This window comes from Catenovulum agarivorans YM01, assembly GCF_000281085.1.
GTDB lineage: Bacteria > Pseudomonadota > Gammaproteobacteria > Enterobacterales > Alteromonadaceae > Catenovulum > Catenovulum agarivorans.
The window spans coordinates 118138-132243 of record NZ_AJWM01000041.1 but is presented as its reverse complement, the minus strand read 5'-3'; the positions used below and the strand labels follow the sequence as shown (position 1 = coordinate 132243).

Here is a 14106-nt window from a genome sequence, read left to right as displayed (position 1 = left end):
ATATTGCAATTGTCTATGGTGTAAAAATGAACAAAACTTTAATTTTACTTTCAGCGATGCTGGTTACTGGCTGCAGCCTTTCAGGTGATGACCAGAGCCCAATTAAATCTTTAACTTCGAATGCTTTCGACAACAAATCGTCAATCAATCAATTTGAAACTGTCTCGTTTGATAGTCAGTTAATTGCTGAATGGCAAGATCCTTATTCATCGGACGATGTAGCCCTAGATCTTAAAATTGTTACGCCTAGCAATAAAAAGCTTTCGTTACCTGGTTATTATGTTGACGGAAAAAGCCTAGAAACTTCACTGTGGAGATTTAAATTATCCCCTAAAGAGACTGGCTCATATCAAGTTCACGCCGTTTTAACTGACGACGGCAAAGTAACGGGTGAAAGCTTAATATACAATTTCACAGTAAAACCTTCTGATGCAAAAGGGTTCATAGAGAGCAAAGACAATTGGACTTTCAAGTATAGCAATGGAGAATTGTTTAGAGGCATTGGTGAAAACTTTGGCTGGGAAGCTCGCGACGAAGATGATTCCAGGTACTTCAAGGAACTACATGAGCAAAAGCGTTTTAACTATGACGAGATCCTCGCAAAATTAAATCAGCAAGGCGCAAACATTATCCGGACTTGGATGATCTATTGGAACCTGCCAGTAGATTGGAAAACAGTTAAAAATGCCTCTCGCTATTCAGACGATGCGCAAAGATTTAACCGTTCAGGTACTGACCGTATGGATGATCTGATTTCACTTGCAACGAAATATGACATAAAAATTATTCTGTCAATGGATAGCCATGCAGGTTTCGATGGCAACGGCTGGGCGCTAAACAGCTACAATCAAGCAAATGGTGGGCCTGCGTCTTCAGTTGAGGATTTCTTTGTAAATCCAAAAGCCAAACAAAGATACAAAGACAAGCTTAGATTTTTAGTTGGTAAATGGAGTCACTCTCCTTCCATTGCGGCTTGGGAGTTCTTTAACGAAATTGATAACGCTATGTATCATGGTGAAGAGCAGCACATAGCTGATGATATAATTACCGCGTGGCATACCGAAATGAGTGCTTATCTCAAATCTATTGACCCACATCAACATCTGATTACAACAAGTATTTCTCATCGCGGTGTAACTGGGCTGTTTGATATAAAAGATATCGACCTAAACCAAAGCCACTTGTACAAGGTCACTAATAGAATTCCAGAAATAGTTAATAAATTTGTTAAACATCACGACAAACCGTATTTTGCCGGCGAATTTAGTGCAGAGTGGGATTGGAGTAAAAACTTTGACGATTTCAAAGAGTTAATGGTAAGCGACTTCAAACGCGGTTTATGGTACGGTATTTTCTCGCCAACACCTGTTATGCCACTTAGTTGGTGGTGGGAATATTTTGATGAGAATGGCACAACTGAATACTTTGCAAATGTGCAAAAAATTAATCAATTAATGCTAACAAGCGGCAATGGTTATATACGTGAGCAAACGTTAAACAACCCTAATGTCAGCTTAACAACGCTAGCTGTTAATAATGGTAACCATATTTTTGCCTATGTGTACAATGCAACAGACATTCAACAAAAATTTACATTAACGGGCCACCCTTCTCTGGCTAAACCTCACGCGGTATACGACTGTGAGACAGGTAGTTTCATAGATTCGACTGATGATACCTATCAAACAATAGCCGCAGGCCAAGACCTAGTCTTTATATTTGACCTGTAGCTTTCTTCAATAAGGCCATTAACTTAATGGCCTTCAAATAAATTATTGGGCTTAATATGAAACTATTGCTACCTTTTCTCTTTGTTTTAACCATCAGTATTCCTGTCAAAAGCGCGCCAATTGAATTGTTTCAATTTGCGACCTTCTCACACGACCAATTAGCACTAGACTACCGCATCTTATATCCACGCAACTTCACCACCGATAAAGAATACCCAGTGGTTTTTTTCTTACATGGCGCTGGCGAAAGAGGAAGCGACAATAAAAAACAGCTTACTCATGGGGCTAATATATTTTTGAATTCGAAATTTCGGGCTTCTCACCAAGTTATTACCATCATCCCGCAAGTCCCAAAAGATGATTATTGGGCTGCGGTGAAGGTTGACAGAACAACAAGACCACTAACGTTAGACTTCAACCAAAAGTTACCTAAAACACACTCAATGCGAGCTCTGATACAGCTTGTTGAACAAGTAAAACAAAAAAATTATGTCGACAACGATAAATTATATGTAATGGGACTGAGTATGGGAGGAATGGGTGTATATGAAATTTTGACTCATTTACCAACAACTTTTAGTTCTGCAATTGCCATTTGTGGTGCTGCGCCAGATTTTAGACTTAAAAAAATTCGCAAAAACATGCCCCTATGGATATTTCATGGCGACAAAGATGAAATAGTTGACTATGCGTATAGTGAAAGTACCGCAAAACACTTTAACGACAACACTGAATTTAAATTTACCTCTTACTCTGGTGTATACCACAATAGTTGGGATAACGCTTTTGCTGAGCCTAAACTATTAGACTGGCTTTTGAGTTACTAATTTCAGGTAGCTCCCAAGCATTTAGAGGCGAAGCCAAGGATGCTGCATATTTTAATTACATAAGGCTTAAAAGAATGCACACAATCCAGACTCTAATAAAATATATATTTATCTTGCAAAGCTTATTGTCGCTGATGCCTATACATGCATATGCTAACTCAGGCAATCAAGAATGTAAGTGTGTTACCCACGTAGCTTATTTGGAAGATAGCACAAACTACTTTGCCGATTTATTACATCTAGCGTTAGAAAAATCCAAGTACGAATTTGGCGAATTCACAACTGAGCGCAAAACCGCCATATCAACCAAACAACGCATGCGAAGACTATTGGCTGACAATCAATATTTTGACGTGCTTTGGAGTAACTCAAACCCACAACGAGAGAAAGAGTTACTCGCGGTGAAATTCGACATACTTAAAGGACTCAATCAATACAAATTACTATTAATACACCCGGAGAGGCAAGATCACTTTAATCATATTTTTAGCCTAGCTGATTTGTCTGCATTTATTGGAATATCAGCATTACATTGGCATGATACGGAAGTATTCCGTAGGAATGGGTTAAAAATAACTACTGGGCCAGACTACGATAGAGTCATAAAAATGTTTCATGCTAAGCGAGCTGACTACTTCCCACGCAGCGCTTATATTGTTTGGCAAGAGTTGGAGCAATCTCGATTTTCAGGTTTATCAATAGAAAAACACCTAGTGTTACGTTACGATGCAAGTTACTTTTTTTTCGTTAGCCCAGATAACCCATCTTTGGCGCAGCGAATATTACACGGATTAAAAATTGCTGAAGCAGATGGCAGTTTCGACCAACTGTTTTTTAGCGATCCATATCTAGCCAAAGGCTGGGCTATGGTTAAACAGCCACACCTAACAATTCTAAACCTCAAATAAAACTGGGGATGCCACAGTATATGTTTATTGTGCAGAGTCAAAATTTAAACTTGCTCGACGAATAAATTCTGCCAGCTTATTTAAGTCATACTTTTGTTGTTCCGCCACAACATTTTTGTTAGCTGGTGGATAAAAACCATGCCCTGAAAATATAGTAAACCAGGAGGACACTGGATAATGTTGGTCTAGCTTTAATTCCTTAACTTTTTGCACTATTGATTGCCCTGATTTCCAACAATCTACCAACTGCAAAACACTATCAGACATATTTTCCCAACCACCTCGACTATCTTGCCAATAATTAGTATCAGTACGCGAGTTTAGTTTGTAATGAAGGGCTACATAGTCTCGAATGCCATCAAATTGGAAATTTATTTCTTGGTTAAATTTTGTTTGGTATTCGCAAGACTCCTGACCTTTTTGCCAATAATCAATAAATTTACCTACAGTCTGCTGTATTAAATAAAGAGCGGTCGCTTCTAAGGGTTCAATAAAGCCTTGCGAAAGGCCAACTGCAACACAATTTTTATGCCAATGCTTGTTAACCCTACCTAGCTTGAATTTCAACAACTTAGTTTCTATTTTTGAATCAGCCGCAATTGAATTGATAAACTCATCCTCTGCAAGTTCATCACTAACGTAGCGCGAGCTGTATACATAGCCATTGCCGGTACGCGTAGTCAAAGGAATTTGCCATTTCCAACCGGCTTTCATTGCGGTTGAAATTGTTTGAGTTCCAATATTTTGCTTTGCATTGCAAGTTTGTGCCACAACAGCGGAATCATTAAACAATAATTTGTCATAGCTACTAAACTGCACATTCAGAGCTTTTTGAATTAATGCAGACGCCATACCCGAACAATCGAAAAAGACATCAGCTACTATCGAGTCACCTGAATCTAAAATCAATTTCGCTATATCTCCTGTGACCGACAACTCACTACTTACTACCTCTGCCTGCACATGCACAACGCCATTGGCAATTGCCCTTATTCGCAAGTAGTCGGCAAGTTTTGCTGAATTAAAGTGATATGCGTAATTGATCTCGAAAGGAAATGACTCCTGGGCAATGGGCCGTTTATTTTCGCGCGCGAGTTTGGCGGTTAAAAAGTAGTCATTAGGATTTGCATTAACGCCTATTCCTCGAACTCTCGCTGTAGAGTTATGCATGAAAAGAGGTAATGTATGGTTATCTATTATTGAAGGAAAAGCATGGAAATAGTTTGTATATCCTTGATTCTCTGACCACTTATCAAAAAATATTCCGTTTTTATATGTAGCGTCACATTGTGGCATCCACTCGCTTTCGTTAATCCCCAAGAGTTCGAAAAAACTCTTGAGCGCTGGTGTAGAGCCTTCGCCAACGCCAACTGTTTTAATTTCAGGTGATTCGACCAAACAAATTCGATACTGTGGAAAAACATGCTGGAGCATGCTGGCGGTCATCCAGCCAGCAGAGCCGCCCCCTAAGATACAGAAAGATTTGACGTGGGAACTATGCTCATTCATATAAATACCTATTTAAACTAACAAATTGCTCTTTTTAGAGTATTACGCAAAATCTGCATTTTTTTAGAGTATAAAACAAAAAAAGCCCGACAATAAGACGGGCAAAACACATGGGTGTTAATCCATTAACCAAGCAAAAAATCCATAACCTGATAACTTAGCAGTGTAGTTTGCCGCTAAGCACTTTTATAACTTCCATCATGGCGCGGCCGTTGTGATACGGCGCCTTCCAAAATCCAGCTTTGTAAGTGTCGTAATTAGCATCTTGGTCGCATTTTGCTAACCAGTACCATTCACCCAATTGTTGATCTATATGTTGCTCTTTGGTGAAAGCCCACACATTCTCAAATGCAGACCAAAAATCTGTGTTACCGGTTAACTGATAGGCATATAAAAAACCAACTAATGCTTCAGCCTGTACCCACCAACAACTTTCTTGGTGTTTATGCTCCCCAGCAAACTCGAACTCGTCACATACTTGCCCTTGGTTACCTATGCCTTCGGCTAAAGTAGTCTTTGCCACTTCTATGGCTAAAGGTTTGACTCTGCTCATAACTAAAGGATCATTCAATGCTACTAATGCTTCATACAACAACCAGCTACATTCGATATCATGCCCATAAGAAAAGGCACGAGAGTGATCATTCCAATCAACATCCATAAACAAACGTAGGTGATAATTATCTTTATTGATAATTGTGCTATCAAAAAAGTCGATTAACCTGCGTAATGCTAATGCACTTTCAGCTGTCGGTTTTACCATATGCAAAGTCGCAAATGCTTCCATTACGTGTAAATGCGTATTTTGAGTTTTTGGCAAATTGTCGTCTTTGTCACTCAAACGCATGTCGGTAATTTCATGCCATTGGCGATCAAAAGCTTCTAAATAACCACCTTTAATATCGTCGTGGCAATGCTTTTGTAGCTGAGCAAAATATTCATATGCTAAATCTATTGCCGCTTGCTCTTTGGTTAATTTGTAATAAGCACTTAAACCATATATCGCAAACGATTGGGCGTAAGTTTGTTTTTTACTGTCTGCTACACTGCCATCTGCGTGGAGCGACCAATAAACACCTCCGTACTCAGTATCATTAAAATAAGTTTTAATATACTGATAAGCACGTTTGGCTGCGGCTTGATATTGAGGTTTATCAAGGTAATGACACACTTCGCTGAAAAACCACAATATGCGCGCATTCATTACAATGCCTTTTTCTGCGGTCACATCTGCACTGCCATCTGCGTTTACTTGTCCATAAAATCCGCCATTTTCTTCATCAATCGCGTATTTTATCCACCAGTCGGCAATATTGATGAGTTCACTACGAAACTCATCAATTAGGCCTTTTACTTCAGGTTTTAAAAACACTGACATATTATTTAAGCCCTAAGGTTTCTAATACGGCTAAGTTACTATCAATTAACTTATTGCGCACTTTTACCGATTCGGCCGAGCGTAGCCCGTCTGCTGGGGTATTTTTTACATAATCAACTAACTTGCTGACAGTCGTGGTGGCAACGTGCATACGCGTATCTGAAGATGCGTAATAAATATTGACCTCTTCACCCTTTTGCGTCCAACCATTGGCAAATACCACGTTAGAAACATCACCCACACGCTCTTCACCTTCAGGTGCAATAAAATGACCTGCTGGTGCGTGCGTTACCACCCAAGGGCGCTCTAACTCTGTCATGAACATATATAAAACGTAACGCAAACCAGCGGCAGTATTACGCACACCATGCGCTAAGTGTAACCAACCCTCGTCAGTTTTGATCGGAGCTGGGCCTTGGCCATTTTTGATTTCTTTGATTGTGTGGTAAATCTTATTATCAACGATAACTTCTTGTTTAACTTCGGCATTTTCCATTGATTCAGCTAAACCCCAACCTATGCCGCCGCCTTTACCAACACTGATAAACCCGTCTTGTGGGCGTGTATATAAAGCGTATTTACCATCAACAAACTCTGGGTGTAAAACTACGTTACGTTGTTGTCCTGAATAAGTGATTAAGTCAGGCAATCTTTGCCAGTTAACTAAATCTTTAGTGCGGGCGATACCACATTGAGCTTCGGCTGCGGATAAATCATCTGGGAAGTCTTCGTCTTTGCGCTCAGTACAGAACAAACCATAGATATAACCATCTTGATGCTGAGTTAAACGCATGTCATACACATTGGTGTCGGGGCGGTCAGTTTCAGGCATAGTAATTGGTCGATCCCAAAACTTAAAGTTATCTATACCGGTTTCACTTTCGGCCACGGCAAAAAATGATTTACGATCATCACCTTCTACCCGCACAACCAATAAATATTTACCATCTAAATAAATCGCACCTGAATTAAGAGTTGCATTGATGCCTTGGCGCTCTAGTAATTGTGGATTTGTTGCTTCATTAAAGTCAAAACGCCAGTGAACAGGTACATGCTCACGGGTAATAATAGGATTTTGCCATCTGCTATAAACTCGGTTGCCACCCGCTTTTTTTGCGTTTGGTTTAGTTAATAAACTTTGTTGCGCTGTAATTAACGCTTTAACTTTTTGCAAATGTGTAGACATTAAAACCTCCGAATACCGGTTACATTTTTAATAGTAACCGAACAAAATAAATAAGCTAGTGAATAATATTTAACTTTCTGAACGTCTTAAACCAAGATCTGTATTAACTTTGGCCATATAGTCGTCAGTTAAGCGATAGAAAATCATAAATAATGCTGAAATCATTGCGCCGACGGCTGGGATAAAACTCACCATATAACGCAAACCTTCTTTGGCAAGTTCGGTTTGTTCGGCATTTGCCACATAACCAAAATACGCTAGAGTCCAACCTGTCAGCGCACCACCTAAAGTCCAGCCCATTTTTTGAGCGAACGAAGATGAAGAAAATATCAGCCCAGTTGCACGGCGGCCGGTACTGTATTCGGAATAATCGGCAATATCAGCGTACATAGACCATAATAGTGGGAAGATTATGCCAGCACATGCGCTGATCAATACTTGTAAAAGTAGAATTAAACCAATTTGTTCAGCGGTTAAAAAATAAAACACACTACTTAAAATAGCCGCTAAAAACATTGCGTACATAAAGGTATTGCGTTTGCCAATGCGTTTCGCAATTGGCTGTGCTAATACCACACCGATAATATTAGATGCCTGACCTAATACTAAATAAACAGTGGTTAAACCAAAACTTAAGCCAAACAAACTCCACTCAGGCGATTGGATATAATATTTAAAATAATAAACCGACGCACCATCACGCATGCTATTAAAGATAAGGGTTGCTAACGCAGCACCAAGTAAAATAAACCAAGGTTTGTTATTGGCTAAGTTAGCAAAGTCTTTTTTCAAATTAGACTGTTGTGAAGCGGGTGGCGCAATACGCTCTTTGGTCCAAGCAAAGGTAAAATAAAATAATACAGCAGCGATACAGCCATACACCAGCATAGTTAACGACCAGCCGGTTTGGGGATCGGCCACCTTACCTAAATGAGTAAAAAAGTTAGTTAATGGGTCAACTAATATAAAGGCAAATATACTGCCAGCAAAAGCAAATACCATTCTAAATGAAGCGAGTTGAGTTCTGTCGTCACTGTTAGATGACATAACCCCTAATAAAGAAGCGTACGGCACATTCACAGCTGTGTACGCCATCATCATTAACGTATAAGTAATATAGGCATAAACTAATTTAGCGTCTTGCGACCAATCAGGTGTAGTAAATGTCAACACGCCTATAGTGGCAAATGGAATAGCCCCCCACAATAAATACGGACGAAATTTACCCCATTTAGTATGGGTTCTGTCGGCAATAATGCCCATTACCGGATCATTTGCAGTATCCCAAATACGGGTTAACAAAAACATAGTGCCAACAGCTGCGGCAGATATACCAAACACATCAGTGTAAAAAATCATTAAATACACAGAGAACATTTTCCAAAACATGGATGAGGCAAAATCGCCAAAGCCATAGCCAATTTTTTCTTTCAATTTTAAATGCTGTGATTCATTCATAGATATATCTGCTACTCACGTCTGTTAAATCTATCCGTAAACTCTAACCCTGAAACAAACTGTATCCGGTTACATTTAAAGAAATATTAGCACAGTAAATCCGTTAAGTAATAATGTTTTTTGCAAAAACAAACATTTTTTTAACTTAACTAGGGAGGTTATAGGGCGAACGGTTTAAAAGCTCAGGTCAAAAAAACTCTAAAATATAGCTAGTTAGCGGCTCTAGGAGGCAAGACGTTGATATAATGTGTGCTCATTGATGGGTTGTACACTTTACTTATGTTTTTAAAGTTAAAGGTAAACCAGGTTTTGTAGCGCAAAATCGTATCATCCAAATTGTCAACAGTAGCAGCAATCAATTCGACGGGAATTTGCCTAGTGCCGTTAAACGTAATGAAGTCATGTCTGTGGTAAGCATCGTGTAATAAAACGATAGCCAAAGCCCCCGTAATACTGTGCCCTCCTATTGAAACATATATATGTTTTGCCTTTAACTCAGCCAAAGTATCTGCAGTCCAATTAAAAGTTCCAATTTTAATCGTTTTATCTAAATTTGCTTCCAAGACAGCCTTACTTGCTCCAAATGCTAACCTGTGGCCGGCGGTCCAGATAGAATTTATATCTTTATATCTATTTAGCAGTTTAGATGTTTTGTAATAGCCTTGTTGTTCAGTCCAATCAGTCGGGACAATTTGATTAAGTATAATGTTAGTTTCGGCGACATAATCTTTTAAACCATCAACTCTATTTTCACTTTCGCTGTGCATATTACTGCCAGCTAAGGCCATCATGCTCGAACTTTCACTAGCTAAACGTTGTGCTAGCAAATAACCAGCAGCTTCGTTATTACCGTACATATGACCAAACCAGTATTTAAACTTTTGTTGAGGCTTTTGATAGAGCATTTTTTCGGCTGGTGGTATTTCACCTGAAATAATAAAAGAATGAATTTTTAATGCCTCCAATTCTTTTAGAGTATTCAGGCTCACTTGACTAGGTAAAGGTGTTAGTATTACAAAATCGGGTTTTACTGAAAGCTTTTTAATATAACGAACCTTATCTGCTTGCTCACGGAAATTATTGTCATGGGAGTCATATAAAGTATAGAGGTTAACCCCTAAATCCTTGGCAGCCTTTTCCATCAACTGTTGGACTTCATTCCAATAAGTGCAAGCTGCATCCTCCTTGCAGGGCGACAGGTAGGCAATATTTACCGCTAACGTCGAATGGCTCATGAAGACTAAAAACGATAACAGCCTAGACAACTTTTTCATTTAACTATACAGATACAGAGTTTCGATAACTAAAGTTTAGAACAGCTGGTGACGTTGTCCAATTAAGTGGGTTAACACACAACTTACCAAAACCGGTTTCTTAGCTATATATATTTATAACTAAAGTTATTTTTGTTAGTGGATTTACATTTGTTTCTTTGATAAATTTCTACCAGAATTTAACAAAAAAGAATAAATATATGAGTAATATTAGAGCAGTCGCTAAAAAGGCAGGAGTGTCAATTGCCACTGTATCTCGAGCTTTTACCAACCCTGAAAAAGTATCAAAAAACAGCTTAAAAAAAGTAATGGATGCGGTAGACGCTGTTGGTTATCGCCCGAATATGATGGCTAGAAATTTTCGTTCAGCTAAAGCGTACGCAATTGTCGTGTTAGTTCCTGATTTCGCTAACTTATTCTTTACTAGAGTCATTAGAGCAATTCAGGAAGTTGCTGTTAAAAACGGTTACAATATTTTATTAGGTGAAACCCGAGACAATGAAAAATTGGAAGAGGAATATATACGTTTAGTTGAATCACGCCAAGCAGACGGCCTAATACAACTGCGCCCACATACACCAGACTATAAGCTATTGCCAAACCAACATATCCCTGCTGTTGCAGCTTGTGGTGCTTCAGGTACTCCATACACATCAGTCCGAATGGACCACTCCGTGGCTTCACTAGCAATTATGAATTATTTGATATCTATGGGTCATACACGCATTGGTTGCATTGCTGGATTAGAAAAAAATCCGCATAGCATAGATAGATTTGAAGGTTACAAACAAGCGCTGGCTGATGCAGGAATAGAATTTGATCCTGAGTTAGTATTTGAAGGTGACTTTACTATGCCTTCGGGTCACGCTGGTGGCGAATACTTTGCCAATATGTCTGATAGACCAACAGCGGTATTTTCAATGAATGATGAAATGGCGGTAGGTGCAATTAAAGCGTTCCGGGAAGCTGGGTTACGAGTGCCAGAAGATGTTTCTATCACAGGTTTTGACGATTTGCCTTTTGCAACTTATACAGATCCAGCATTAACAACAATCAGACAACCAGCTGAAGAAATGGGTAAAAAAGCCATGCAGTTGTTATTGCAAATTATGGATGGCAAAGAAGTAAACCAGTCAGAGTTTATTTTAAAACACGACTTTGTTGTGCGCGAAAGTGTTAAACCTGTTCGAGCGAAGGCTTAATGCAACTAACCTAAACACCGAATAATTAAAAAAGGCTTGTATACCCAAGCCTTTTTCAGTTTGCGTGCTGAGCTAGATTAAGCTTAATTAAGGTGTAATTGCGTATACACCCGAGCAAGCGTCGCTTTGCCTGATAAAGTTAACCCGTTAACCGATGCAGGTAACAAAAAGGCTTGGCCATTGGTAAAGTTTTGTCCGTCAATTTGCACACTGCCCTTGACCACAAAATACAACTCAGCAGAGCCTGATTGACCACAAACAAACTCATCATCTACTAAATTTAATAATTGCAATTGAAAGTCTGGTACAGGTACATCAAAGGTATGTTCACGCTCGTCCCTTGATAGCTGTTGCACTTGAATATTATTAGCGGCACTGTCGTAACGAGTCACTTTAATCAGCTCTTGTCTATCCATAAATTTCTGGGTTAAACCACCGCGCAATACATTGTCTGAGTTGGCCATAACTTCAATGCCTGTCCCTTGCAAATATGCATGTGGGCAGCCTGCGCCTAAAAATATCGCTTGGCCCGGTTGCAGTACAATCAAGTTAAGAATTAATGGAAAAAATATGCCACTATCAACGCCATAAATTGAATATAACTCTATGAGCCAATATAGCTCAACATCCGTTGCAGCTGATTTTTTAGCGTGAGCGACAGCCTGGGCGCAAGCTAGCTCAAGCGGTTCTTGCTCTAAATACAACAACCATGAATAAAACTCTTCTACAACTTGCAGCTGAATCGATTGTGATTGTTCTGTTGCGGCAAATAACTTATTACACCAAGGTGTAAACAACTCGACATCCAATTTAGCTAGCGCCTGAGTCATTTGTTGTACTGGACGAAAACCGGCCATTGCGGAAAAATGAGTTAATGCATAGATAAGCTCAGGTTTATGGTTATCGTCTTTATAATTACAGTTTTTATCCGTTGTTTTAATACCGGCCTGCTGTTCAAGCTTAAAACCAATTTCGGCTTGGGCTTTCGACGGATGCACTTGAATAGATAAAGCTTGTTTAGCAGATAATATTTTAAATAAATAAGGCAACTTATTTGCCATCATCTGACTGTATTGCCCCAAGATAGCTTGAGGGTTTTGCTCAATCAGTTGATCTAAAGGTAAATTGTATTCAGCCGCGAATGACGGCAAATTTGGATGTGCGCCGACCCATAATTCAGCAAGTGGCAGATTGCCTGCTGGCGCGCTAATACCCAAGATTTTTGCAATGTCGCTGTCTGTCCCCCAATCGTAATGCTGATAACTATTTTCTAATCGGATGATTTTTGATTCCACCAAAACCTCACTTAACCGGTTACATTTTAAAATTAAAAATTTAAGAAAACTAAAACTAAGCAGAATGCTGTAATTGAACTGCGGCTTGTTTATTTGCTAATGCGGCAATTGCCGCGCCTTTTAAATTGGCTTGTTCCACTTTACAGATATCCACTGCTAGTGCCTGCCAGCCTTTTGCCACCAAAGCATCATTTAAACTGTCTTTAACCAACTTGTTAAATCCGCCCAACTTATGTCCTGATGCCCAAAACAAACCACCTTCACAAACAAACCTAAAGGTTTTAGCTTTTGGGTTAACATAAGTTAGATGGTGCTCAATTAACCCTAACATTTGAATTGAGATAAGTTGCGCTGCTCGAATCATTAGACTAATTGCACTGCAAACTTCAGCGGAAGCTGAACTATTACTATCGATAAATTGCATCACACCTTTTGCGCCCTGTTGTGGATCAACTCCAGCATCAGGATAAGCCGCATGAAAAATTCGCGCTAAATACATACCAGAAACTGCTTTTTCAAATACTTGCATGCCCGGGTTTTCCGACTCTTGGTCGACTAAGCTATCGAATTCAGTTAAACAGCTGGGATTAAAATTACCTGATTCTAAATTAACCGGCATTCCACCCAAGTGACTATACTGCTCGGGCAATTTTGCAATCAACTTTGCTGGAATAAGTGCTGCGGTATTAAAACCAGTGCCTGCAATTAACCCAAAAGTTGCATCAGTTGTTGGCAAAGTCAATCCAGCTAATAAACTAGCAACTGTGTCGTTAATAACGGTTGGATGGGTTAACTCCACTTGATGAACACGCGAAATATAGTCAACAAAAGTTTTACCGACCAACTGACCTTCTGTGTCGTTTACATGTAAACCTTTAGTCCAATGAATCAGCTGCGCATCACCATTGGTTAATCCATCTGCCGGAAAAGAAAAACAATATCCCAACGGCAATTCTTGGATATGGCCACAGTTGATTAAGGCGTCAGCTTGTTTTTCTAGATAATCAATTTTGTTGTAACTGGTGCCGCGCTTCCATGGCATTGGAATAGGTAAAGCTCTAGAGATGGCAAACACTTTGCCATCTATAAATACTACTTTGGCTGCGCGTAAATTAGAACCGCCTAAGTCAAGCACACATGCATCCCCGTTAAAAAGAGTTTGCTTAATGGCAACAAAGGTAGGTAAACACTTTAACTGTTGTCCGTGCAGTGCGATCCCATCTGTTATTTGCCAAACCAGATCATTTGCCACCATCAGCATAGTATCAACACTCAGTCGGAAATTTACATAGTTCAAAATTGTCACCTCATAAACCCACAACAAAATGTAACCGGTTTT

Annotated in this window: 11 protein-coding genes; 4 read left to right on the top strand and 7 right to left on the bottom strand. The window is 39.4% G+C overall.

The window, feature by feature from the left end; all coding sequences use genetic code 11:
* Positions 1–26: 26 nt before the first annotated feature.
* The 3 genes from WSC_RS21470 to WSC_RS0100450 all read left to right on the top strand — a co-directional run bounded on the left by WSC_RS21470 (position 27) and on the right by WSC_RS0100450 (position 3465).
* Complete coding sequence (locus tag WSC_RS21470; RefSeq protein WP_016953943.1) at positions 27–1730, top strand: DUF5060 domain-containing protein; 1704 nt, start codon at positions 27–29, stop codon at positions 1728–1730.
* 56 nt (positions 1731–1786) lie between these two features.
* Entirely contained in the window at positions 1787–2557 is a 771-nt protein-coding gene (locus tag WSC_RS0100455; protein WP_016953942.1) for a carboxylesterase family protein, read from the top strand.
* Positions 2558–2631: 74 nt separating this feature from the next.
* Positions 2632–3465, top strand: coding sequence for a type 2 periplasmic-binding domain-containing protein (locus tag WSC_RS0100450; protein WP_157447138.1), 834 nt, complete (start codon positions 2632–2634; stop codon positions 3463–3465).
* 24 nt (positions 3466–3489) lie between these two features.
* On the opposite strand, the gene WSC_RS0100445 is transcribed toward WSC_RS0100450, so the two are convergent.
* From WSC_RS0100445 to WSC_RS0100425, 5 genes are all read right to left on the bottom strand, one after another.
* Positions 3490–4974 carry a tryptophan halogenase family protein gene (locus WSC_RS0100445; RefSeq protein ID WP_016953940.1) on the bottom strand — a complete coding sequence of 495 codons (1485 nt, stop codon included), beginning with the start codon at positions 4972–4974 and terminating at the stop codon, positions 3490–3492.
* Between the two features lie 157 nt (positions 4975–5131).
* Positions 5132–6352 (bottom strand): AGE family epimerase/isomerase, encoded by a 1221-nt coding sequence (locus tag WSC_RS0100440; RefSeq protein ID WP_016953939.1) that lies wholly within the window; start codon positions 6350–6352, stop codon positions 5132–5134.
* Between the two features lies 1 nt (position 6353).
* Complete coding sequence (locus WSC_RS0100435; protein ID WP_016953938.1) at positions 6354–7538, bottom strand: glycoside hydrolase family 130 protein; 1185 nt, start codon at positions 7536–7538, stop codon at positions 6354–6356.
* A 69-nt stretch (positions 7539–7607) separates the two neighbouring features.
* A complete protein-coding gene (locus WSC_RS0100430; protein WP_016953937.1) occupies positions 7608–8996 on the bottom strand; it encodes an MFS transporter in 1389 nt (462 codons plus the stop codon).
* A gap of 209 nt (positions 8997–9205) precedes the next feature.
* The gene (locus WSC_RS0100425) at positions 9206–10270 is read right to left on the bottom strand and encodes an ABC transporter substrate-binding protein (protein ID WP_082196084.1); all 1065 of its coding nucleotides are present in this window, start codon (positions 10268–10270) and stop codon (positions 9206–9208) included.
* 200 nt (positions 10271–10470) lie between these two features.
* Here WSC_RS0100425 and WSC_RS0100420 point away from each other — a divergent pair, with 200 nt between their 5' ends.
* Positions 10471–11472: a LacI family DNA-binding transcriptional regulator gene (locus WSC_RS0100420; protein ID WP_016953935.1), complete on the top strand. Its 1002-nt coding sequence runs from the start codon at positions 10471–10473 to the stop codon at positions 11470–11472.
* 83 nt (positions 11473–11555) lie between these two features.
* Here the strand turns inward: WSC_RS0100420 and manA are convergent, their stop codons facing one another.
* Together manA and WSC_RS21460 are read right to left on the bottom strand one after the other, a co-directional pair.
* Entirely contained in the window at positions 11556–12767 is a 1212-nt protein-coding gene (manA, locus tag WSC_RS21465; RefSeq protein ID WP_016953934.1) for a mannose-6-phosphate isomerase, class I, read from the bottom strand.
* 55 nt (positions 12768–12822) lie between these two features.
* Positions 12823–14064 (bottom strand): hexokinase family protein, encoded by a 1242-nt coding sequence (locus WSC_RS21460; protein WP_016953933.1) that lies wholly within the window; start codon positions 14062–14064, stop codon positions 12823–12825.
* Positions 14065–14106 lie beyond the last annotated feature (42 nt).